The organism is Pseudarthrobacter lactosi, assembly GCF_055412785.1.
Map to the genome: position 1 here is coordinate 1 of NZ_JBVAYS010000010.1, position 23,078 is coordinate 23,078.

Genomic DNA, 23,078 nt, shown 5'->3' on the forward strand with positions numbered 1-23,078 from the left:
CTCACATGCGCACCGTCGAGAACGGGCCGGAAGGCCCGGAGTTCCCGATCGACTCTAGCCTGCTCCGAGGACGTCCACGCCCTGACGTCCACTGCAACCCTCGCCTCCGCAGGAACCGTATTCGTGGTTGTCCCCCCCCTTGCGACAGTCGGAATGACGCTAGTTCCGAGCTCAGAGGAACCGAGCGTGGCAATGCGAGTTACCTGATGAGCCAACTCGATGACTGCATTGATCCCCAGGTGTGGGTCTAGGCCCGCGTGAGCGGCCCGGCCTGTCACGGTAACTTCATAATTGGAGGCACCCTTGCGTGCGGTCTTCAATGCTCCGCCGTCAGCTGACCCCTCCAAGACCAGCGCGGCGCGGGCGCCCTCGGCGGTCTCCTCAATCAGCCTGCGGGAACTGCCCGAGCCAATCTCCTCGTCACCGGTGATAAGGATTGCCAAGGGCGCTCCCGTTCCAATGAACGCCGCGGCATGCAGTGCCATCACTATGCCGACCTTCATGTCGAAACATCCTGGACCCCGCAAGATCCCTTCGTTGACAGTGAAGGGAATCGTATGCAATGACCCGATCGGCCACACCGTGTCATGGTGTCCGAGTACAAGAACTTCGGCTGGCCCGTCCGCGAGTAGCCAGCGAAGGTGCGTGTGGCCGTCGATAATGACCTTCTCCGCGTTTACACCGAGAATGCGACGACCTAAAGCTGCCACCACTTCGGCCGAGGCGGCGACAGCCTTTTCCCCGGCGGGAGACTCGCACTCTACAAGCGTGCGGATATCTTCCAGCATTTGAGGGAGTCTTCGGGTGAAAGCTGCTACAAGTTCCGATGTCATGGTTGCTCCTGAATGTGTGGTTACTTTTGTCGGACTGGCGAAACGTCGACCGGGTGGGCGCGCTGGGGGTGATCCGAAATTTTGGGCCAACAGGCACGGAGACTCCATCACCGCCGGTAATCGAGGACGCGTCTCCACAGATTCCGGTTGGTGACTTATCGGGACGGCACCCCATCCAGCTGGCGCCCCACCTACCAGCCGCGAGCTCTCTCTATGTCTTTAGGGATATTGCTTAACGTCGCGGGTCGCTTCGTAGGCTAAACATGATCCTTACCGAGGCGTTAGCGTTCGTAGAGACGGGATAATCCATTGGCTCACTTTCGTTCTCCACGACGAGAACGCCATCGCTTGCGATGGAACTGTTGTCATGTGGACCAAAAAGGTGAGGAGAACGAAGAGATGATGGCGGTCAGCGTTGTTGTACGGGGCGGATTAATAGTTGATGGCACCGGTTCTTCGGCTAGTGCCGGCGATATTGCCATTGCCGGAGACCGCATTGTCGCCATAGGCGAAATACCTCAGATCGACGGTGCGGAAGAAATCGATGCGAGCGGGTGCATGGTGGCTCCCGGATTCATCAATGTCCTTAGCCACGCCTATAACACACTTCAGCAGGATCCGCGGGGCCTTTCTGACCTCTATCAGGGCGTCACGACCCAGGTCTTCGGCGAGGGAACCTCGCTCGGACCGGTCTGCGGCCGTCTGACCCCTGCCATGATGACGTTCGAGGGCGACCCGGAAAACATCAGAACTTCATGGCCCACTCTTCGGGCGTTCCTCGAGGAACTTGAAGAACGCGGAGTTGGACAGAACGTGGCCAGCTTTGTCGGCGCCACCAACCTACGGATGTCCGTCGCGGGTCTTGACGAAGGCCCCCTGACCGAAGCGCAGCTCCAGCAGGCCTGTGCCCTGTTGGAAGCTGAACTCGCCGAGGGGGCTCTCGGAGTAGGTTCTGCCCTCATTTATCCGCCTGGGAGTTACGCAGACACGGCCGAGCTGACAGCATACGCACGGGTTCTGGCCAGACATGATGGCTTGTACATCTCACATCTTCGCAATGAGAGCGACCGTTTACTCGAGGCAGTCGATGAACTCATTCAGATCTCCCGTGAGTCGGGAGCGCGGGCTGAGATCTACCACCTCAAGACCGCCGGCCGACACAATTGGGAAAAGATTCATTCAGTGATAGACCACGTGGAGGATGCGCGCACCGCGGGGATCAAGGTTACGGCGGACATCTATCCGTACGCCGCCGGAGGCACCGATCTATCTGCATCCATACCGCCTCAGTTCCATCTCGGCGGGCTGGAAGAACTTCAACGGCGCCTTCGCTCCCGGGAAGGCCGGGAGGCCATCGCGGCCGCACTGCGGGACGGCGGAGAATGGGAGGACCTTTGGAAGATGAGCGGCGGCGCGGATGGCGTCGTCATGCTCAGCGCGCATCCCTGTATCGGTGTGGCAGCGGGCAGCAGCATTGCGGAGATCGCGCTTTCCAGGGGTGACGAAGACCCAGTGATGACCCTGATGGACATTGTGGAGGCCGCGCCGCTGGCCCGCGCGGCGTATTTCGCTGGCAACGAGGACAACCTCCGAATTGCGTTTGAACGGCCCTGGGTGTCGGTCTGCTCCGATGCGGAAGCCCTCTCACTGGACGAACAGTTTGCCGATCACCCCGTGCATCCGCGTGCCTACGGCTCATTCGCCCGGGTCCTGGGACGGTATGCCAGAGACGAGCAGATCGTGTCAGTGGAAGAAGCCGTGCGCCGCATGACCAGCTTGCCGGCCGACAACCTCCGGTTGTCCGACCGGGGCGTCCTCCGTGATGGCGCGTATGCCGACTTGGCCGTTTTCCAGCTCGAGGAAGTACTGGATCACGCTACATACGCGCGACCAGCAGCTTACGCCAGCGGTATGCGCCATGTCTTGGTCAATGGCCTAGCCGCCCTTCGAGACGGCCAACCGACAGGGGCGCTCAATGGGCGCGCGATTCGCCGGGCTGCGCATCGAAGTGCGTAACCACCCCTGACTGAGCCTCCCCCTCGGGATGGGGCCATGCCGGACCAACTCATAAAGCCCGCCCGCATCACGAGCCCGCACTGAATGAAAGACACCAGAGGAGGACGAGATCGATGAATTACCCGCTCCCGGCTGGGCCGCCAGTCATCGACTGGTCCGAGCTCGACCCGGGAGTTCTGGTCGAAGTCCACATCGGAGGGTACGTTAGCCACGCCCGGGTGGACCTTCTCAGTGCGGACAAGACCATCCTGTGGCTGCGGACGGACGGAACAGGACACAGGTCCCTTCACCTAAACACCGATAGGTTGACGCTTTACAGACTATAGAGGGACAACCGCTGTCCCCCGGGCAAAGCCGCCGACAGGACTGCCAGTAAACATTCCCCCTGTTGGTCCAGGATGTCCACCGACGTCAGTAGACCGAGATTCCCTGTCAGAAGGGCCCAGCTCCGCCGTTATCTACCTCGTCGACTGCCCGGCTCCAATCCCCGTCCGCGCCTGAGCGGGAGATCATGGCGAGGCGCGATTAAGGAGGTCAGCTGCCTTCGAGCGGCGTTCTTCACGGTCGAGGCGGGGCGCGCTGTCCACGCTCGTTCATTGGTGATCCCAACGTCTCGTCTCAGACGCCGGAAGGATCGACCATTTTCGCCAGCCGCCAGGCAGACGAACACCATCATCCATCATCCCAGGGAGAACCCATGAAGCCAGAACATGTTGACGTCATTTGTGCCGCGGTCGATGCTGCGTTCGAAGAGCAGCTCGCGTTCACATCCGAACTCGTGGCTCATCCTTCGACACGAAGTAACGAGGCGTCGGCGCAGGACCTCATGTTTGATGCGTTCAGCGCACGGGGTCTGGTTATGGACCGATGGGCGCTCGATGACGAAACGCTGAGGTCACACGTCGGATATGGTCCGTCGACCGTCGACTATTCGGCGATGTGTAACGTCGTGGGAACCTATGAACCTGCGCTCACTACGGGACGCTCCCTGATCCTGAACGGGCACATCGATGTCGTGCCCGAAGGGCCTCACGAGCAGTGGTCGCGCTCCCCGTGGGACGCCCCGGTTATCGACGGCTGGCTCTACGGGCGCGGAAGCGGCGACATGAAAGCCGGGCTCGTCGCCAACCTCTTCGCTTTCGACGCTGTCCGCCGGGCAGGACTGACGCCGAATGCGCCCATCGTCTTCCAATCGGTCGTAGAGGAGGAATGCACCGGAAACGGCTCGCTGTCCGCTCTGCAGCGCGGCTACACCGCTGACGCCGCTATCACCCCGGAACCTGTCGATGAACTACTCGCTCGCGCCAATGTCGGTGTCATCTGGTTCTCGGTTAGGGTCGAGGGAACTCCGACCCACCCGCGCGCGATGTCCTCGGGCTTCAACGCGATAGATGCGGCGCGCCACGTGATGGATCAGCTACGCATCCTTGAGAGGGAGTGGAACGACGAGCGTTTCAAGCACCCCTACTTCGAAGACCTCGAGCACCCCATCAACTTCAATCTCGGGCGCATCAACGGAGGCGACTGGGCGTCGAGCGTCCCAGCCTGGTGCGAAATCGAGATACGTGCGGCCATCTACCCCGGAGTCTCAGCTGCAGATGCATGGCAGGAAATTACCCAAAGAGTCGCGAGCATCAGTTCGGACCACAATGGGGAACCGATCACGACCAGGACGCGCAGGACAGGCTTCTTCGCGGAAGGTTTTGTTCTGGAAGAAGGAAGCGACGCCGAACACGTCCTGGGTGCCGCCCACGGCCACGTTTTCAAAGCTCCGCTAGGCACGGTCACGACCCCAAGCTACGAGGACGCCCGTGTCTTCATCCTGTATGGAGGGATCCCGACGCTCGTCTACGGCCCCATCTCGAAGAACATTCACGGCTTCGACGAAGCAGTGAATGTGGAATCGATTCGGAGAGTCACAAAATCCATCGCGCTGTTCATCGCCGAGTGGTGCAACGCAACTCCGACCCGATCTGAGCGGCAGTAAGCACTCGTGAGGCAAACAGCGCCCAATCATTAACTCGCGCTCGAGAGCGCATGAAAGATGGAGAAGAAGTTGCCAGGAGACAACCTCACGAAGCTTGAGGCCGAAAGGCGGGCGGCGCTCGTTGCCGTGCACGACTACGACGTCACGCTGGACTTGACGACCGGCCCTGAGGTGTTCCGCAGCCACACCAAAGTGCGCTTCTCCGCCTCCGAGGGCGCGGCGACTTTCATCGACGCCGTCATGGCTGACGTGCAATCGGTGACCCTGAACGGGGTGGAACTCAACCCGGCCGAGGTAAGCGACGGCGTCCGGATCCAACTGCTGAACCTCGCGCCCTACAATGAGCTTGTGGTGTTGGCCGATGGTCGGTATATGAACACGGGTGAGGGCCTGCACCGCTTCGTGGACCCAGTCGATGGCGAAACCTACCTCTACACGCAGTTCCAGGTGCCGGACTCGCGCCGCGTATTCGCCGTGTTTGAGCAGCCGGATCTAAAAGCGAAATTCCGCTTCACGGTGACCGCGCCCCGTGATTGGGAGGTCGTTTCGAACCAGCCGACGCCCGAACCAGTCGACACTGGGGCGGGGGTAAGGACGTGGGCGTTCGAGTCGACGCCCCGCATCTCAAGCTATGTCACGGCACTTGTCGCGGGGCCGTTCGCGGCGGTACGCAGTGAACTGACCAGTCGGGACGGCCGCATCATCGCCCTTGGCGTATTCGCAAGGCGCAGTATCCAAGCGCATCTCGACGCCGACTACGTGCTGGAGAAAACCCGGCAGGGCTTCGCGTACTTCGAAGAGCGATTCGATCGTGCCTACCCCTTCGACAAGTACGACCAGATCTTCGTACCCGAGTTCAACGCCGGGGCGATGGAGAACGCTGGTGCGGTCACGTTCGCAGAGACGTACCTCTTCCGCTCGAAGGTCACCGACGCGATCCGTGAACGGCGGGTCGTCACGATTCTCCACGAGCTCGCCCACATGTGGTTCGGCGACCTTGTGACAATGCGGTGGTGGAACGACCTATGGCTGAATGAGTCGTTCGCCGAATGGGCATCGACGACCGCCACAGCGGAAGCGACCGAATGGAGCGAGGCCTGGACAACCTTCGCTGCAATGGAGAAGGACTGGGCCTACCGGCAGGACCAGTTACCGTCTACCCACCCGATTGTCGCGACGATCAACGACCTTCAGGACGTGCAGGTAAACTTCGACGGCATCACCTATGCCAAGGGCGCTTCCGTTCTGAAGCAGCTGGTCGCATGGGTAGGGCTCGACGCCTTCTTCGCCGGCATTGCCTCGTACTTCAAGAAACACGAGTGGGGCAGCGCAACTTTTGCCGACCTCCTGGTTGAGCTCGAGGCGGCCAGCGGCCGTGACCTCCGGAATTGGGCACAGGTCTGGTTAGAGGCTGCTGGGGTAAATACCCTGCGCCCTCAAATCGAGACCGACGCGGCCGGGATGGTGACCGGGTTCACCATCATCCAGTCCGCGTCCGCCGAACACCCCACGCTGCGGCCCCATCGGCTCGCCGTCGGGTACTACGACCTTATCGAAGGCGAACTCGTACGTACGCACCGCGTGGAGCTCGACATCGACGGGAAGCTGACGGAGGCGCCCACGCTCTTAGACCGCGCACGACCGGCGCTGGTGCTGTTGAACGACGACGACCTCACCTACGCGAAAATCCGCCTCGACGACCAATCGCTGAAGTTTGCTATAACGCACCTCGGATCGATCGAGAGTCCACTCGCCCGCGCGCTCGTGTGGGGCTCACTTTGGGATTCCACCCGCGACGCCGAGACCCGCCCCCATGACTACATCGATCTCGTGCTCGCGAATATCGGAAGCGAGACTGAATCCACCACGCTGCGCGTCGTTCTCACGAACGTGGTGCTCGCCGCGAACGCATATACCGCCCCTGTGCGGCGTGCGGGAGCACGCCGCACCCTCGCCGACAGCCTTTGGCGGCTGGCGCAGGAGGCGGCACCCGGCAGCGATGCGCAGTTCCAGTTCGTGGTGAGCTTCGCCGCTATCGCGGAAGCTAGCTCGCACGTTAGTGATCTGGCTGCCCTCTATTCCGGCTCCGTGACCCTCGAAGGCCTCGAGGTCGACACCGACCTGGGGTGGGTGCTACTCACTGCGCTGGTCGCCGCGGGGAGCGCCGGCGGAGCCGATATCGATGAGCGACTCGCGAATGACGACACCGCCACAGGGCAACAGGCGGCTGCACACGCCAGAGCGGCGATCCAAACACGAGAGGCCAAGGATCGTACCTGGGCCTCACTCGTCGACATCGACACGGTCACGAACACCGCCGTAAGTGCAACCGCCGAAGGCTTCCTCCGCGTAAGCGACCCCGCCCTCCTAACGCCATTCATCGACCGCTACTTCGACACGATTGGAAGGGTCTGGAAGCAACGCAGTTACGCCGTCGCGGAGAAGCTCATCGGGGGGCTCTACCCCTCGCCGGTCGCGAACCAGGTACTGGCCGACGCGAGCCGCGATTGGCTCGACTCACACCCCGATGTGCCAGCTCTGCGTCGCATGGTCATCGAGCGGCTTGCTGACATCGACCGAGCCCTCGCTGCGCAGCAACGCGACGCCCAAGCCCCTGAACACGAATCCAGACTCTGCTACAAAAGCGAGTGAACGGGCCCTATTTGCGAATCGCTCCCCATGGTCGCGCCCCTTCACGCCCTAATCAAATATCGATGAACTAATCCCGAGGAACCGTGCAGTTCGCGACTCATACCGTCCGCGTGACGGCGGCCGCGCATGCTCAGCACGATGAGCACCGGTGGGGCATCTTTCAGGTGGGTACCGTTCGGGCCGGGTGGATTCTAAAGATCGTCGCAACCACTGATCAGTTGCAGGAGTCGCAGTGGCTATCGCTCAGAAGAGACAGTTGAAGCCCGGGCCTCCGGGAAAAACGAGTGAAGGCGCCCGCTATATTCAGCTCATGAATCAGGGCCTTAATGGGGGTCGAGGACCATTCCGCGGAAAAGTAGCGCTAAGGCAACCGACCGCAACGATTGCCATATTTCACGACGGTCAGGTGCTTAAGGCGACCGTTCACTGTAGTTGGGAAGGCCCTGAGAGCCCTGTTCCTACCGGGCGCGCTGCTTCGCGCGTAATTTCATACGGCACGTCCGGACTTAGCGCAACAATGAAGAGGTTGTGGCCCTGCCCCGTTATCAGGATTCCCCGCATCCGGGCATGCCGGCTACGGCTACTGTCTCGTCGAAGTTTTTCTGGACGGGGAGCCCTACCGGAGAGGATTGGTAGACGACGCCATGCCGGATGCTCAGGTCTGTGGCTAGCCGCGGACGGCGCCCATTTACGCGAATTTGTCGACAAAGATAACGGCTACCGTGTTTGGACAACCCTCTACCCGCCTTCTCGTCATTGAATGGAGGGCACCGACCCGTCCCTCCCAGCGTGAATTCCTACAGCAACCGGCCCTTGCTTGAGATAACCGCTTTATTTTCCCAGCAGTCTGTGAGGTACACCCCAACTTGGCGTCAGGCAGCCCTCGTAAGGATCGTCAGAATAGGGTCCAAAAGACGATTCCTGCACCCTTCTACTGAACAGTCTCAGAGGCAAACCTGACAGAGTGGCCCGGAAATGCAGCGCCAACGTAGCAGCGTGCTAGTGGGATTCTGAGCAAGGGCCTCCAACTGAATCCCGTCGCCTCTTGTCTGGATGCTGCCGGGACTTGGGCTCTTCTCCATAGATCGACCCGTCCTGTGGTTGGCGTTGGGGTGCTTACGCCTGAAATGGGGTTTGGCCTCAGCTGGAGATCTGGTGCTCTGCCTCGCTCGCCTGGGTGCACCGGATCCTTCAGCCCGTTTGGTCGGACGCCCCAGGCCACCTGCCACCTCCGAGGGTCAGCGTGTTTCACTCGAATCGGCAACGCGGGTCGGCGGATCCCAGGAGCCGGAGGCCCCGAATGGCTGCGTTCCATCGTCGCGCCGCATACGGAATTGCCGACGTGAATGAGACCACGCGGCATGATCTGTCTCATTTAACGTGGCATAACGCCACGTCCCTATTGCCAAGGTTCATTTGAGACCGGACACAGGCTGAACCGTCCCGGGTTGCGGCACAGTGCCCACACCGGCAGGTGTGTTGCTCGGATCACATTTCGTCTATGGTTGTCCGGGGCGCCACAGCGTCGTGGCACCCGACTTAGAGCGGAGAAATTTTCGTGACGACAGACAAGCTTCGAGTACTGGTCCGGGTGGACCTCGACTGCGCCAAGGCCCAGGTTGCCGCGCAGGGCCATGTGACGTCCAAAAGCGTCCACGGCCTCTATGACGTGATGAAGCGCGCCAACTCGCTCACCGCCGGCATGGCCCTGGAGCTCGATATGACCCGGGCCCGGATCGAGCCCGACGCGTTGGAAGAACTCCGGACCTGCTCGCGGTCCCACCATCTGCCTCCCCAGGTCGATCCGCTCCAGTCCGACTACAGGCTGAGCGTCCTCGCCCCGGACAATGCTGCGCGCCAAGGAGTAATGGCTACCAAGGCAGCCTGACCCATAACGGCAATCCCCCACACCAAGGTAAAAAACCACCCACGAATCACGGCCTGAGTCGCCGAATCGGTCGCCGGGTTGTGCCTCACTCCAGTATTTTCCGGGATTTTGCTTACGCCGATAGTGGTGACGTCTCCATTCAGCGCGACACGTAGTTGAACGCCGTTCTGAGCCGCCTAAGGACCATCAGCATCGACAGGCCCAAATGTGTGAAGAGCCAGACACAGAGGGGGGTCCACCACCAGACAAGGCCTCCGGTTGGATCGGAAGCCGAGGGCGGCGGTGTCACGGCAGCGGCCACGGCAAGGAGGAGTGAAAGGCACACGGCGACGACTGCCGCGTACGTTACGTTGGCCCGCAGATCAGATATGACCAACTTCAGGTCGTGCGCGTGCTCGAAGACTGCCGAGTCCTTACGTACCGCTATTCCAGTGTTGAACATCAGTACTAGAAGTCCGAATAGCAGGGCAGTAAAAATTGTCACGCCGCTGAGCAGCTGGCCGATTCCTTGTAGCCGAAAGTGGAAGAACAGGAACGGCAGTGCGAGGACGGCCGGAATGCCGAAGTACTTGAATGCAGCGCGGCGGCGCTCGATTCTTTGTTGAGGACCAACTGCGGAGCTCCACGTTTCAATATGGTCTTCAACCACCATCCTCAGACCCCAATGCTTACCCAAGGGTCGACCTCACTCTTTCTTCGACTGCTCTGGGTTTGATTCCTGCAACCAGTCTGCTGGTAGGCGCACGCCGCGGTTCCTCAGGATTTTTGCCGCGTGCGTTTCCCATAGGTTCCTCAGCTGGAAGTCTGCGAGCCGCGCCCCGGTTTCGTATACGAATTGAGGCATTGCATCTCCTTCTAGAACGAAGGTCTTTTCTGGACGCTCGTTGCCAATACCGACCTCGAAGCGCTTCGTCTTTAGGTGTTCTCGGTTGACTGGCGACACTGTCTCCAACGCAACTCTGAGATCAACGTCGGACTCTTCTGCTGTTTCCAGTACGACTAGTTCCATGACAAGAGCCTGATATTCGGCCTCATCCTGGACTGTGAATACTGATCTTGGGGCTTGCTTGTAGACGGTATGACCATTTTCGGAGTTCTTTTCATCCACGATCTTGCGTCGATTTTCGACGGGTGCGATCCGTGCCAGAGCATCTAGCTTCTTGTCACGCCTAAATAGCCGATCAGTGATGAGAGTTTTGATTCCCTGGCTCGCCCGCCTAAGTCCGGGGCCCTCCGTGACGACCCTGACCACGGTGTCTTGAGGTGTGGAGTCATCCTGCCCGCCTTCCGCGGAGTAGAGAATTTCCGAGACTCGGAGGGCCTGTTGAGTCTGAAGTTCCCGCCGCCAGTCCTCACTCTCAGCGAAGGCTTCGACTCGAATGACTGCCTCCATGTAGTGCGAGGATGGCTTCATCGCCTTCGTATAGAGCAGTTCCTTGAGATTCCTTACGCCTATGCGCTCGACAAATAACAGCCCGAAGTAACTGTCCTCGGGGATGAATATTTGACTGCGAAGGCCGCTTAGGAGGGCGGTCCGTTCGTTCGTATCGACGGAGATGCCCGTTTCGGTGTCGTACGTCTCTCCGCGTCCGCCCTCGGGGCCCTTGTTGACGCGCAACCAGAGGGAACGGCCGGCACGGTCCGCTTCACGAATGCGGTAGCCGTCCGCTGACTTTTCATCGGAGTGGTAATCCTCTCCCAGCGCAGTTACCTGCTTATGAAGGACGTCCAGGAGGTCATGAGAGCCAGGGCCGCAGGAGGTCAAACGGTACAAGGCCCGCGACCTGTGGGGAGCATTTGCTCGTAGGAGATAGACCAAATACCCGAATGTCGCCACGTTTTCCCCATCTACAGCACTTGATACTTACCCTACTGACCAATTATCACTGCATGCTCTGACAATTCGGCGACGACGAGCGCCGCTCTACAGGTAACCTCGGTGTCCTACGATTTCAGCCATAGCCTGTAGAACGAAGCCCCGGCAGTCGATGGGTCCTGAATTTGGTCCGATTGCCTTGCCGGCCTTGTTGAGGCTGAACTCCTGCAGCTTAAGGCTGCGAAGGTCTACTGCGATTAGCCTGCATTCAAAGGTCCCGTCCACCTTCACGATGGACTCGACGCGTTGTGAGACGTAGTCGGAGCTGCCTTGGGTGAACGAGGGCAAGCGGTCTGATCTGGCTCTTTTTCGTTTGCGAGGCGGGCAGTAAAGATTCCCTTGCCTTGTCAGCGTTCCTGCTCGTTTGTCCAGGTAGGTGGTCTTCACTTCAAAGGCCACTAAGTCACCTTCAACAAGGGCCACAATGTCCAGGTCCTGTCTGGCGTCGCTTCGGGGCATGCCACTATCTCCAAGCGAGACAGGGCACGCCCCGTTCTCCTCCAGATAAAAGCGAGCGGCTTCTTCGCCAATGTCGCCGAACTGTCCTGTTGTAAGGACGTCCAGAATGGACGTCAGCTCCGTGTCCGACAATCCTGAAGGGTTGAAATTATCGCCGACCAGCACATCGATCCGGTTCACAAACGTGTCCACTTCGAGGGTGGTCGTGGAGACGAGTCCGAGATCTACCCACGTTGGGATGTCCGTTGGGTCTGAGTACCTCAGGTGGCAGAAAAATAGCGCGCTGGGTGTGGTCAACGCTTTTCGTTCGAGTGCACGATATCGCCGGCCTTGTGCAGACAAACCCCTGTTAAGGGCACGGTCCTGGGCGTAGATGTTCGGGCCGAACTGTCCGCCCGCACTGTGAGGCATCATGTGGCCGCGATCGAACGTCTGATTTGCAATAGCTTTCATCGGAAAACCAGCTTGGTAGACCACATCACGGACGGATCGCAGCCCACTCACCCTCCCGAAGGCCGCAATAGTTCGCGCACATTGCTCCGACGCGCCCTCACTCGTGGCGTCGAAGAGGAATTGCACTTCGCCTTGATTCATTGTCACCAACTCGGATCCAGGAAAAGCTCCCCTGTATGACGCCGCCCATTGATCTTCGAGGTCGGCGAGGATTGCTTCCTGAAACAGGGAGGGTTCGCTGCGGCCAGCAACTTGCTGGGCCGCTACATAATCGATGGAAACAAAATCGCGCACTATTCCTCCTCCTGCTACCTGGCCTTGGCGGCAGCTCATCAGCCAGTCTGCCAGCGAACCCTTTGTCCCGATTGGAACATCTTGAACGGCCGGCGAAGAGGTCAATACACTGGCCTCTTGACCTGCCTGAGCACGCCGGCCGCTGTCCAGGGGTGGCGATATGGAACACGCCCAAGGACGAGCCATTACCCCCCACGGCGCAAGCCCTCACGGACGGAAAACGCGGACCGGTCAGAAGCGCCGAAGATCGAAGTTCACCAAATTCACCCAACACACTAAATTCACCAAATTCACCCGCATTCACCTGTAGGGTAGTTGGATGATCGACGACATGGAGAACCCGTTCCGCCCAACGGCCGGAGCCACCCCGCCGGAAGTCATCGGCCGGGCCGGACTTCTGGATGAATTCGAATACGGTCTGCGGCTCGGCTCCGGCGCGCCAGGTCTGCTGTCCATCTTCACCGGTGCCCGCGGCATCGGCAAGACCGTCATGCTGGGAGCCGCCCATGACGTGGCCCGGGAACATGGATGGGCCGTGGTCTCTGAGACCGCCACCGGAGCGTTCATGGGCCGGGTCGGTGAAAAGATGCGGCGGCTGGCCCAGGAGCTCGGTGACGGGCCTGACCCCCGTCGGCGCATCACAGCAGTGACGGTCGCCGGTTTCGGCCTCACAACACAGCTCTCGCCCGAACGACAGGTGGACTGGCGTGAACTTGGCGAGAGTCTCCTCAGGCTTTTGGACGAGCGCGGAACCGGCCTGCTGATTACCGTGGACGAGATCCACGCCGCCGACCGGGCCGAACTGGCCCAGTTGGCCGCAAACGTCCAGCATTTCATCCAGGACCGGCTGCCCATCGCGCTGATCTTCGCCGGTCTGCCGTCCGCCGTCTCGGACCTTCTGAACGAGGGCGTCGCGACGTTCCTTCGCCGGGCCGACAAAATCGACCTCCACGCCGCAGCGGTCCGCGATGTCGAGACATCGTTCATCGAAACGTTCAGCAACGCCCGGATCAGCATCACCCCGGACCTTGTGCGCAGGGCGGCCTCGGCCACCGGCGGCTACCCCTTCCTGATCCAACTCGTTGGATACTTCCTGTGGAGGGAAGCCGAAACTAATGATGCCTCTCTCTCCCCCGCTGCCGTCGAGAGAGCCATCGCGGCAGCCGTGCGACGCAACGAACGTGTGGTGATAGAAGCGGCCCTCGCCACGGCCTCAGCGAAGGATCTGGAATTCCTGTATGCCATGGCCGTGGACGAGAAAACCTCAACAGCCTCCGACCTAGTCCAGCGGACCCTTTCGCGGCCGACGTTGGTGGCCAAATACCGAACCAGGCTCCTCGCCGCGGGGCTTATCGAGTCAGCCGGCCATGGAAAGGTCGACTTCGCCATCCCCGGCCTCCGGCAGTACCTGCGGAAGAATCCGCCTTCCTGAGACTTGTGAACCTAGGGAAATCTGGCCTCACTGTCATTTTCAGAAGCTGACTGCACAGAATTTCAGAAGTTCTCTGCACACCCGCTCCCGGCTTCTTTAACAGCTGCCAAAAGTCCGAGGCTCCTGTGCGAAGGTTGGGTATCGCGGCATCTCCTCCGGCGTCGTCCCGGCTGAAAGAACTGATATGCAGCGTTTGGATGGCCGGTTCAGATTGGCTTGTCCCATGGGGAAGGTGCGGATGGGATCCAACGATGAAGGCCGGATGCAAAAGGGACGGAAGTCGTCAGACGCGCGAGCGTGTTCGTGGCCGGAAACATTGCGATGGAGCCGACGTTGTCAAGGCAGGATTGGTGGATCTGCCAGCCTTGCGGCATTAAGGTACAAGACCCCGACTCGATGAGGAAACGTCATGACCAGGTCCGTGCACGTTGACACCCAGCGCAAGGACGGTCGTGGGGTTCGGAAGAGAAACCGACTGATCCGCATTACCGGGGTGATTGCCGCAATTGCTGTTGTTGTAGTATCCACCGCTCGCCTTGCACCGACGCTCGAATTTGGCGACAGCTACCTCAAAATCCTCATAGCGGCCGCAGTGGCCGCGGCCGTGCTGGCCGGTTCCTGGGGCATCTTGATACACGGTGACTTGAAACAGCGAAGTGATTTCGCCGTTGCTCTGGCCATTGCCCTCTTGCTCTTGGCGTTCGCGGAACTGGCGCACACGCTCTACGGACAGGACTGGATTTGGTCTAAGACGTGCGCCGATGCAGCAGCAGCTCACTTCTACCCCGAGTGCTCTGAGACCGCCGCCGTGTTCCACTACAACCACAACGCGGCGACTCTTGATCAGATTTACGCCGTGCTTGCCGTCGGCCAGATCGTACCTATGTTGTCCATCCTCAAAGATGCTGTCTACAGCTGGCTGAAGCCGACTCCTTGGTACGAACTCCACAAGGACGCGCCCGATGCGCGCAGCATCAGGCGCGCGAATAGGCGTGGAAGGATCCCCCACCTTTCGACCAAACGTGCGAGGAAGCGGGGTCCATCAACCTTGCTGGGCCCTAGGTGGAGGGCAGGGCGGCGGCGAACAGCAACCCTTGTATCAGGCGTCCCGGTAACTCGCCCAACGGACCTCCGACAGAGATTCCCGGATTCTCGTTGATTTCCAAGGCGGTTGATAGAGACGTCAGAATCGACCGCTAGTAACCTCAGCCGGAACCCGAACGATGGGAAATCTCTGGGACCCGCCCTGGCATGTCAGCAACAAGGTGGATTGGCGCTGAACTCCGCGAATCAGGCACTCCGATCTGGTAGATCGGAGTTCTCTCTGGTAGAGATGACTCGTGCCAGACCCTGAAATGCTGCCCGAAGAGGTTTTCGAGGACGATTACACGCTGAAGTTCAAGCAGTTGGTGTTGCGCCGTGGGCTGCTCGTTTGCTTCGAACGAGACCGCGCGCGTGTAGACGTTGGAATGATGCTCAACCGTCTCGGCACACTCGAACTAAGCGGCACCAAGGTGTGGTTCCAGCTCAAGGGCATCCATGCCTCGACGCTAAGTGCCGAGCAGCTTAGTGCCGACGGCTACGCCTCGCGCAGTTTGCGCCTCGATGACCTCCGCTTCTGGTATGCCGCAGCGGAGGCGACCTACTTGGTCATCTATATTGAGGCGACGGGACAGTTCCTGGCGGAGGATGTCCGCGACATCGTCGACAGGGAGTGGGGACCGGAGTTTCTCCGTCCGAACCGATTCGGCGATCAACAAACTGTAACGGTACGTGTATCTCGCGATGCGGTGCTCGATGATGAGCGACTCGACGCCATGGTCGCGCACCGATCCTTGCGCATCGACGGTCCAGCGTTCCGAGGACGCCCACTTGGGCACCGACTTGACCCGTTGCGGTGCGAGCTAGCCCAACTCTCCCCAGACATCTTCGAACGACTGGTCCGGGCACTGCTCGACGCACACCTGTTTCGCGACGTCAAAGTTGTGAACCCGTCGCGAGTACTGGCTGACGTGGGGCCTGATGGTCATCGTGTACAGGTACTGGTCGGCACCCTCCACACGACGTTCGAGTACCCGTTCGCTGGAAGCATCGAATATGGCTTCGACGACGTAGAGACTGCCGAGGCTCGAAGCGAGGGGCAATGGTTCTCTGCCATTGGAAAGGTAGGGGTGATCGTCCATAGCCACATTGCCGGCCCGATAGATGCGGCCCCCGACTTGTCCCTGCTACTCGAAGAATGGGACCGCGGAGGTGTCAAACAGGTGCTGATTTTTTCCAATGGCTCCGACATGACCAGCTTATTCCCCTACCGACAGCTGTTCGGCAGCCGCTGCGACATTCCGCAGGGCCTGTCGAGCATCGCGTACAACGTACTGGTTGCGACGCTGGTGTTTCTTGACTTCGAGCAGGACCTGCGTTGGAAGACAATCAACTACCAGTTGACTCCTGACCCTCCCCAAAGGCCTTCAGGGGCAGAACGGCTCAGCGACCACATATAGGGACCGTCGGCCCCTGCGCGGGGTAGCCTTTGAGCGCGACTCTCCCGAACCCGACTTGATATGACTAAAAGTCATGTCGCGAATCCCTTGGGATATGAGACGTCTCACCGGGCCCGTCGATAGCTGCGGCGGCCGTGCCTGAATTTCGTGGAATCGGAAGAGATTCGTCCGCGACCGGCGATTCTCATAACTATGTCTCGCAACCTTCTGGTTGAATCGGTGTATCCACCCTTAGTTACGAGACACAACGAGAGACGCCATGACGAAGCTGATCGGCTACGCACGTGTTTCGACGCGGCAGCAGTCCACCGACCGGCAGCAGGCGGACCTTCTGGCCGCCGGCGTCCGCCGCGATGACCTCTACGTGGATCACGGTGTATCCGGGACGCGAGCTTCACGACCCGAGTTTGATCGGGCACTCGGCGCGCTGATCAAAGGCGACACCCTGGTCATCACGACGCTGGATCGGCTCGGGCGTTCCACACAAAACATGCTCGCCTTCGCCGACGAACTTCGCGGTCGAGGCGCGGGCCTGCGCGTTCTGAACCTTGGCGGTGGCGACGTCGACACCGCGACACCCATGGGCTCAATGCTGTTCACGATCATGGCCGCTCTCGCGCAAATGGAGCACGAGATCAAACGCGAACGCGTCAATGATTCGATCAGCAAACGGCGAGAAGCTGGAAAGGACCTCGGCGGCCGACCCCGCCGGATCACCGACAGTCAGATTCGAAATGCTGTCCGCCTGGTCAAAGACGGCGAACCGGCTGCGCAGGTTGCCCGCGATCTCGGAATGTCCCGAGCAACGTTCTATAGACGGTCGCGAGCACTCAAGGACTAGCCGCATCACTTCATCCTCCCTGAAGGCGAGACCAAGCGATCACGGAACGCCCCCAGGAGCGATTAAGTCCACCAGGCCAACGGTGCGAAAACCGCCAAACCGAGCTGTGAAAAAACCGCCATTCTCGGTTAACAGTCACAACCGTCTACCAATACATCCGCCATCTCGCCGACTAAACGAAACTTGGCGGCTCACGACACGTTCAGGAGTACCGGGCCAATAACGTTCGATTCACGCACAGGCGACAACCCAAGCCCCGTACCGCTAAATAACCTCCGTTTTCACAAGCGACCCCCAATAGAATCCCTTTTCTGCAGCGCCCCCAACCAGCCCAAAAAGCCCCTAACGCTAACCGCTGTTCAATTCCTACTCAACCCCCGGTGTGGAAGGCGTAGAGCCGCCAAATTGGAGCTCGCCGCCGCCGCGCCCCACGTGAGCAACATCGCCCCCTGCCCGCCGAAGGCCGGCGCCGCACCGGAAGGCCCAGCGTGGCTAGCCACTGCCGCCCATCGCTCCCTCGCCCGGATTCCGCGTAATCTGGCGTCCCGAAGGCTATCCCAAGTCGACCTCAAATCCCGCGTACGGTGCGGCTTCGGTTGCATCCAATAACGTGGTGCAACTACCGCGTATGCCTTAGAGATCCCATGCGTGGTCAATTTCCGTTGGCCCCGGATCGGGTGCATCCGGCCAGCCGCCCATGCTGGTGTCTTGGGGAAGGCGACCCGACGCCTGCGGGGCCAGGACGGCTTCGGCATGGACGAACCTGGCCTCATCCGCTGCGAACGATATATCCGCCCACACATCCGTTTCGGTCACGGTTCCGGCGGTGGCGGGCGCCGCCCGGCGTGAACCCGCTGGCCGGTGCTTTCTGGCGTTGGCGTAGTAGCCGGACATGGTCTTGTCCGTTGATTTCGGAGGATCACCCCATGCCGACGCCGCGTCCTGCTGCCCGGAGACTTCCCGCCACGCCGTGACCGCCCGGACCAGCCGGGGGAGGTCTTCGACGCCAGGGTGGGCCTTCCGGAGGTCATCGACCCATGCGGGTGCGTCGTCGCCAGTGATGGGCGGTACCAGCTGGGTCAGACGTGCGATGATCTTGCCTTCCAGCAGCTGCTGCAGGCGCCGGCCTTCGGCGCTGCCCGGGGCGAATCCGGTGGTGATGCTCCCGACGTCGGGGGCAGACCCGGCGGATTCTGCCACCTCCGCAGTGCAGGCCGCGATCAGATCCTGCACCGACGCCGTTTCAGGGCTTATGCCTGCGGGCAGGCATTCATGGGGCGAGGCATGGAAGAGGGCCGTGAACAGCCGGTCGGCGATGATCTCTTCCTTTCGCCCGGGGCTGACGGATTCATCCAGCCAGGCCATGACGTGGAAGGCCTGTTCAGCCGAGGCCACGTAGTCGTATTCGAAGACGAGCCGGGCGAAGTCGTTGGCGTGGCCGTGTTCGGCGTCGCGGACTTCGTGGGCGGTGATTTCCTGTGCCTGGTTTCCGAGCACACCGTGCAGGATCGCTGCGGCATCGGCGGGGATGATCCTGCGGACCATGCCCCACTCATCCGGAGTGTCTTCGTCCGCCGGGTCCGGGACGTCCACGTAGCAGGTGTTCCCGTGCCGGCCGCGGGTCATGGCGACGTAGAACAGTTCCCGTGACTGCCCGGAGGCGACGACGGTGTGGGCGGTGTCCACGGTGACGCCCTGGGAGCGGTGGGCGGTGCAGGCGTAGCCGAGTTCGACCGAGGCTTCCAGATAGCTGGGATCCAGGACGACGACGGCGCCGGTGTCGGTCCTCGCTGCGGTCACGGATCCGTCCGGGTGGATGCTGGTGACGGCCAGGCGTGTGCCGTTCTTGATGAAGTGTCCGGCGTCATCGGTCAGGCGCCGGTTGTTTTGCCGGGCCAGGATCACATCGCCGACCCCGGCAATGCCGCTTCTGAGCCGGATGGTGTGTTCGAGATCGACGCGGCCTTCGGCGGCGAGGTCCAGTTGCGCGCGGATGTTGAGTTCGTTGACTGTGTCGTTGTCCCCAGCAATCAGGAGACTGGCTGAGGTGCTGGTGCGGGTGTCTGCCATCCATGCCTGGTAGGCCCTGTCCGCGGCGCTGCCCTCACGGCATTCGTGGATCCTGCCGTGTTCGGCGTAGGTGGCCAGGACGTCGGTGTCGCCGGTGCGGAGCCGCAGGGAAGCTGCCCGTTCCCAGTCGGCTTTGAACCTCCACACGCTGGTCAGCACGGGTGCGTCGGTGTTGCGTTCCATCCAGCCCAGGAAACCGCCGGCTTCCACGGCGTCCAGCTGGGCCGGGTCACCGACGAGGAGGAGTTTGGCCCCGGCAGCGGAAGCCTGGCGGGCCAGCTCGGCGGCCGCGGCCGTGCCGACCATCGATGCTTCGTCGAGGATGACGAGCTGGCCGGGGCGCATCTGGTACTTGGCCTGTTCCGCGTACTGGCTGGCGAGTGTGGAATGTGCGACGCGCAGCTGCGCCTGAACCCGGTCCTTCGCCCCGGATCTGGCGGACGCGCCCTGTTCGGCTGTGCCCAGTCGGGACACGGTCCGCTCGAGGTCCGCCACGCGCAAGGCGCGGCGGGCGGCGCCCTCGCCGACGGATTCGTACAACCACTTGGCGACGTTGTCGGTGGCCGCGTTGACTTCCTCACCGAGCACTGCGGCCGCGACCGCCGACGGGGCCAGGCCGATCACCGTGCCCTCACCGTGGGCGGCCTCCCAGAGTTCCCGGACGGCGCGCATCGTCGTGGTTTTCCCCGTCCCTGCCGGTCCGATGATGGCGTCGATGGCTTTCCCGCTGGTCATTATCGTCTGGGCTGCGGCTGACTGGTCGGGGCTCAGTGTGCGGCCCTCGCGGGTTCTGGCCGTGCCCAGGGCTGCACGGGTTCCTGCGTCGTCCAGCGCCGGGGCTTCCGCGCCGGTGCGGGAGATCAGGAATGCCTCATCGTCCATGATCTGGGCCGTGGTGAAACGCTTGGTTTCCTCGTGTTCAAAGGCACTTCGCCCACGGACGGTCAGGAATGGATCCGTCATTTCCGGTGTGCCCATCCGTTCCGGGCTCAGGGAAACGGCTTCAAGGGCGGCGGCTTCCACGACGCGGTCCACAAGTTTCTCGCGGTCGGCCGCGGATCCCATCCTGACTCCGCGCATTACCCGTTCCGTGGACGCGATCAGGTTCGCCCGGGTGAAGGTGGTGCGCCGGCTCCCGGTGTCATGGAGTGCGAAGCGTCCCAGTACTGCGACGACGTCGGGTGCGATGTCTGCATTTGCCACGACGGCGGCATCGTGGCCGATGGCGTCACGGATGATCCCGGACGGGGCGTAGCCGGCGGCTTCGGTCCGCTGGCGCCACCCGATCATTTTCTCCGGCAACGATTCGGCCGAGGGCTTTTTCGCGGTCCGTGTCGCCAGGGTCGCTTCCTGGCGCAGTTTCAGCACCACGGCCTGGGGCGGGCGGCCGCCGTGGTGTTCGACCCACTGGGCGATCAGTTCATCGGTTCTGGCTTCGATCTCCACGGACCGGGACGAGAATTCGGTGATCAGCCCGTCCGGGACACCCGCGAGCTCGGCCCGCGCGTTGCGGGGATCCGTCTCGGGTTCCCCCAGCTGCTCCAGCAGCGACTGGGCGTCGGTTCCTGTCAGTCCGGCTATCCCGGTGCGCAGCTGGGCCACGGCACCGGTCCGGCCGTAGATCCGGTCAAAGAGGATGCTGTTGTACTTCTCACTCACGGCGACCATGTTCCGGTGCAGTGTGTAGGAATCCAGCGTGACCCATTTTCCGTCACTGATTCGCTGGACCCGGTTGGCGATCACCGCGTGGGTGTGAAGCTGCGGATCTCCGGCACGGGAATCCCAGTGATCAAACAGTGACGCGATAGCCCCATCCACGGCCACCCAGGCGACACCGCCGTGACCGGCACGGGCCTGGATGACGTTCCGCTCGAGCCAGTCCAAGCATTCCTCCACGGCCTGCCGGTGCGCTTCATGGAGTTCTGCCTGCAGCTTCGGTTCCGCCAACGCCCACAACACGCTTACGGATTTGGGCACGCTGAATGTCAGGTCGAATCCGGCGACCGCTTCCCGCTCGCTCCTGGCCGCATTGCCGATCGGTGTCTTCGCACCTTGCGGTGAGGGCGTCTTGGAGATGGGGCGGGCACCGAGCTCCTTGCCCGTTCCGGGGTGCTTGAAGTCTTCATAAATGCTTTTCGCCGCCCACTTCTGCACCTGCTGCCCGTTCACCAGGCCGACGCCGGAGAGTCCGCGCCCGAACCAACGCCCCGCCGGGGCCTGCGTCTCGGTGTAATAGGCGGTGAGATCCCTGGTCCCGATCTGGGCCGCGTCCCCGGCGGCCGCCGAATCAAGGTAGTAGTCGATGTTGATGCGCCCGATACTGACCGTCACTTCTGACCCGCTTTCGCTTTTGCCTGCTGTTGCTGGTTCCGCCACGAGACCCACTGGCTAAGGATCCGCTGCTCGGCCTCGGTGGCCGGTTTGCCTTTAGTGCTTTGGTATAGCTTTTGGCAGAGCAGGTCCCACGCCCGGTGAACCCCCGGCAGGCCGCGGGCCTGCGCGGAGACCTGATCGAACGATGAGCGGAGTTGTTCGTGGACGGCCATCAATTTCGCATAGGCGGTGTTGCCGTCCGCCAGCCTGGAACGCAACCCGGCCACCACGCCCTCGTCCGCGGCCGCCGGCACCCGATCACGGGCCACGCGCTCTGCCTCGACAAGCCGCCGGCGCAGATCCACGAGCTGGTCACGCATCGCGGATGTCTTCGCTGCCTGCTCGGCAACCACGGCGCCTGCCCGGCGCCGCTCCGTCGCGACGGACGCTTCCGCCGCCCGTACCTTCGCCCTGTAGCTGTCCCGGGAATCCCGCGCCCGGTACATCAGCACGCTGGCCTGCCGGACCTTTTCCTCCAACTCCCCTACGCGCTTCGACAAAGACAGCGCCGTCTCGGCAGACACAGGATCAGCCACCGGCTGGCCCCGGCGCCGACGTTTCATCGCCGTTTCCTTGCACGAGTCGCTGCAGTACAGGCTGCGTTTGTCTCTGGCCTCCGGCAAGCGGCCGTGGCATTTTGAGCAGATACCCACGGGTAAAACTGTTGGTTCCATACCCACCCATTCGCCGGGACCGTACCCGGGCATGTGTGAGATCGGTGGACAAATGTCCACCGAGTGCACCTTGGTGCCAGAGGTGTGAGTCCTTTTTCGTACCTTGAGCCTCCTATGGAGGCTCTACTCCTCTGCGCTTCTCTCTGGGGGCTGTATTGATGTCTGGTCGGGGCTGGCTCTGGTATTGAGCCGTTGGTCCCTCTGTGGCCTTTGAGTGTGTCCTGGCAGGTTCAGTGCGGTCGGGGGCTTCCAACAGCACCCGAAGGCGACCGTCCATGATCCAGGATGTGCCCGGTGCCCGCTCACCCACGGTGAGCCGAACAATCAATGGCGCCGCGGGCATTGGGTTCAGCCGGTCACAGGGGGTCCCGGCGTCCACCTGTGTGCGGGAAAGCCCGAAGGAATAGCTTTTGCCGTGCACCTGTGGGCGCGGGGCAACCGAACCAACCACCACGACGCAGCAGGAATCCCGTCCGCGCAGCGGGCCACCATCATCATGGGCGAGCCCTTCTCCCAAGATGACCACAACGGCACCCTTCGGTGCCGGACACCAACATGAGCCAACAAGATGGGTGGACGTGTACCGAAGGGCCACCGGACTAAATCCAGGGCCAGGCAAGCGGCAGCGGTCCGGCAGCGGCAAACGGCAAGCGGCAGCGGTCCGGCAGCGGCAAACGGCAAGCGGCAGCGGTCCGGCAGCGGCAAACGGCAAGCGGCAGCGGTCCGGCA

The 23,078-nt window shown here is 61.6% G+C and carries 14 protein-coding genes; 8 read left to right on the top strand and 6 right to left on the bottom strand.

Going from position 1 to position 23,078, the window contains the following annotated elements:
* Window positions 1-788: M20/M25/M40 family metallo-hydrolase (locus ACZY0Q_RS20905; RefSeq protein ID WP_463919867.1), on the bottom strand; the 788-nt coding region annotated here is incomplete at its 3' end.
* Window positions 789-1,202: 414 nt separating this feature from the next.
* Between ACZY0Q_RS20905 and ACZY0Q_RS20910 the strand changes: the two genes are divergently transcribed.
* The 4 genes from ACZY0Q_RS20910 (at window position 1,203) to ACZY0Q_RS20925 (ending at window position 9,376) form a co-directional block, all read left to right on the top strand.
* Window positions 1,203-2,849 (top strand): N-acyl-D-amino-acid deacylase family protein, encoded by a 1,647-nt coding sequence (locus ACZY0Q_RS20910; protein ID WP_463919869.1) that lies wholly within the window; start codon window positions 1,203-1,205, stop codon window positions 2,847-2,849.
* Between the two features lie 697 nt (window positions 2,850-3,546).
* The gene (locus ACZY0Q_RS20915; RefSeq protein WP_463919871.1) at window positions 3,547-4,836 is read left to right on the top strand and encodes an ArgE/DapE family deacylase; all 1,290 of its coding nucleotides are present in this window, start codon (window positions 3,547-3,549) and stop codon (window positions 4,834-4,836) included.
* A 69-nt stretch (window positions 4,837-4,905) separates the two neighbouring features.
* Window positions 4,906-7,488, top strand: a complete 2,583-nt coding sequence (gene pepN / locus ACZY0Q_RS20920) for an aminopeptidase N (RefSeq protein WP_463919897.1) — start codon at window positions 4,906-4,908, stop codon at window positions 7,486-7,488.
* Between the two features lie 1,558 nt (window positions 7,489-9,046).
* Complete coding sequence (locus ACZY0Q_RS20925; protein ID WP_463919874.1) at window positions 9,047-9,376, top strand: hypothetical protein; 330 nt, start codon at window positions 9,047-9,049, stop codon at window positions 9,374-9,376.
* 139 nt (window positions 9,377-9,515) lie between these two features.
* On the opposite strand, the gene ACZY0Q_RS20930 is transcribed toward ACZY0Q_RS20925, so the two are convergent.
* From ACZY0Q_RS20930 to ACZY0Q_RS20940, 3 genes are all read right to left on the bottom strand, one after another.
* On the bottom strand, window positions 9,516-10,028 hold the full coding sequence (locus ACZY0Q_RS20930; RefSeq protein WP_463919877.1) for a hypothetical protein: 513 nt from the start codon (window positions 10,026-10,028) through the stop codon (window positions 9,516-9,518).
* A 33-nt stretch (window positions 10,029-10,061) separates the two neighbouring features.
* Window positions 10,062-11,150 (bottom strand): hypothetical protein, encoded by a 1,089-nt coding sequence (locus ACZY0Q_RS20935; protein WP_463919879.1) that lies wholly within the window; start codon window positions 11,148-11,150, stop codon window positions 10,062-10,064.
* Window positions 11,151-11,300: 150 nt separating this feature from the next.
* Window positions 11,301-12,458: a hypothetical protein gene (locus ACZY0Q_RS20940; RefSeq protein WP_463919882.1), complete on the bottom strand. Its 1,158-nt coding sequence runs from the start codon at window positions 12,456-12,458 to the stop codon at window positions 11,301-11,303.
* Window positions 12,459-12,777: 319 nt separating this feature from the next.
* Here ACZY0Q_RS20940 and ACZY0Q_RS20945 point away from each other — a divergent pair, with 319 nt between their 5' ends.
* The 4 genes from ACZY0Q_RS20945 to ACZY0Q_RS20960 all read left to right on the top strand — a co-directional run bounded on the left by ACZY0Q_RS20945 (window position 12,778) and on the right by ACZY0Q_RS20960 (window position 17,232).
* The gene (locus ACZY0Q_RS20945; protein ID WP_463919884.1) at window positions 12,778-13,890 is read left to right on the top strand and encodes an ATP-binding protein; all 1,113 of its coding nucleotides are present in this window, start codon (window positions 12,778-12,780) and stop codon (window positions 13,888-13,890) included.
* 409 nt (window positions 13,891-14,299) lie between these two features.
* Window positions 14,300-15,049 carry a hypothetical protein gene (locus tag ACZY0Q_RS20950; protein ID WP_463919886.1) on the top strand — a complete coding sequence of 250 codons (750 nt, stop codon included), beginning with the start codon at window positions 14,300-14,302 and terminating at the stop codon, window positions 15,047-15,049.
* 181 nt (window positions 15,050-15,230) lie between these two features.
* Window positions 15,231-16,391, top strand: a complete 1,161-nt coding sequence (locus ACZY0Q_RS20955; protein WP_463919889.1) for a DUF4365 domain-containing protein — start codon at window positions 15,231-15,233, stop codon at window positions 16,389-16,391.
* A gap of 259 nt (window positions 16,392-16,650) precedes the next feature.
* Window positions 16,651-17,232, top strand: a complete 582-nt coding sequence (locus ACZY0Q_RS20960; protein WP_463919891.1) for a recombinase family protein — start codon at window positions 16,651-16,653, stop codon at window positions 17,230-17,232.
* 633 nt (window positions 17,233-17,865) lie between these two features.
* Here the strand turns inward: ACZY0Q_RS20960 and mobF are convergent.
* On the bottom strand, window positions 17,866-21,633 hold the full coding sequence (mobF, locus tag ACZY0Q_RS20965; protein WP_463919893.1) for a MobF family relaxase: 3,768 nt from the start codon (window positions 21,631-21,633) through the stop codon (window positions 17,866-17,868).
* Window positions 21,630-22,238 (bottom strand): hypothetical protein, encoded by a 609-nt coding sequence (locus ACZY0Q_RS20970; RefSeq protein ID WP_463919895.1) that lies wholly within the window; start codon window positions 22,236-22,238, stop codon window positions 21,630-21,632. The genes mobF and ACZY0Q_RS20970 overlap by 4 nt, the downstream gene beginning before the upstream one ends.
* Window positions 22,239-23,078: the final 840 nt, after the last annotated feature.

What these genes read in the sequence shown, in the direction of transcription:
- ACZY0Q_RS20915 (WP_463919871.1), top strand. Translation starts at nt 3,547, where the DNA reads ATGAAGCCAGAACATGTTGACGTCATTTGTGCCGCGGTCGATGCTGCG.
- ACZY0Q_RS20945 (WP_463919884.1), top strand. Translation starts at nt 12,778, where the DNA reads ATGATCGACGACATGGAGAACCCGTTCCGCCCAACGGCCGGAGCCACC.
- ACZY0Q_RS20950 (WP_463919886.1), top strand. Translation starts at nt 14,300, where the DNA reads ATGACCAGGTCCGTGCACGTTGACACCCAGCGCAAGGACGGTCGTGGG.
- ACZY0Q_RS20930 (WP_463919877.1), bottom strand. Translation starts at nt 10,028, where the DNA reads ATGGTGGTTGAAGACCATATTGAAACGTGGAGCTCCGCAGTTGGTCCT.
- ACZY0Q_RS20960 (WP_463919891.1), top strand. Translation starts at nt 16,651, where the DNA reads ATGACGAAGCTGATCGGCTACGCACGTGTTTCGACGCGGCAGCAGTCC.
- ACZY0Q_RS20970 (WP_463919895.1), bottom strand. Translation starts at nt 22,238, where the DNA reads ATGAAACGTCGGCGCCGGGGCCAGCCGGTGGCTGATCCTGTGTCTGCC.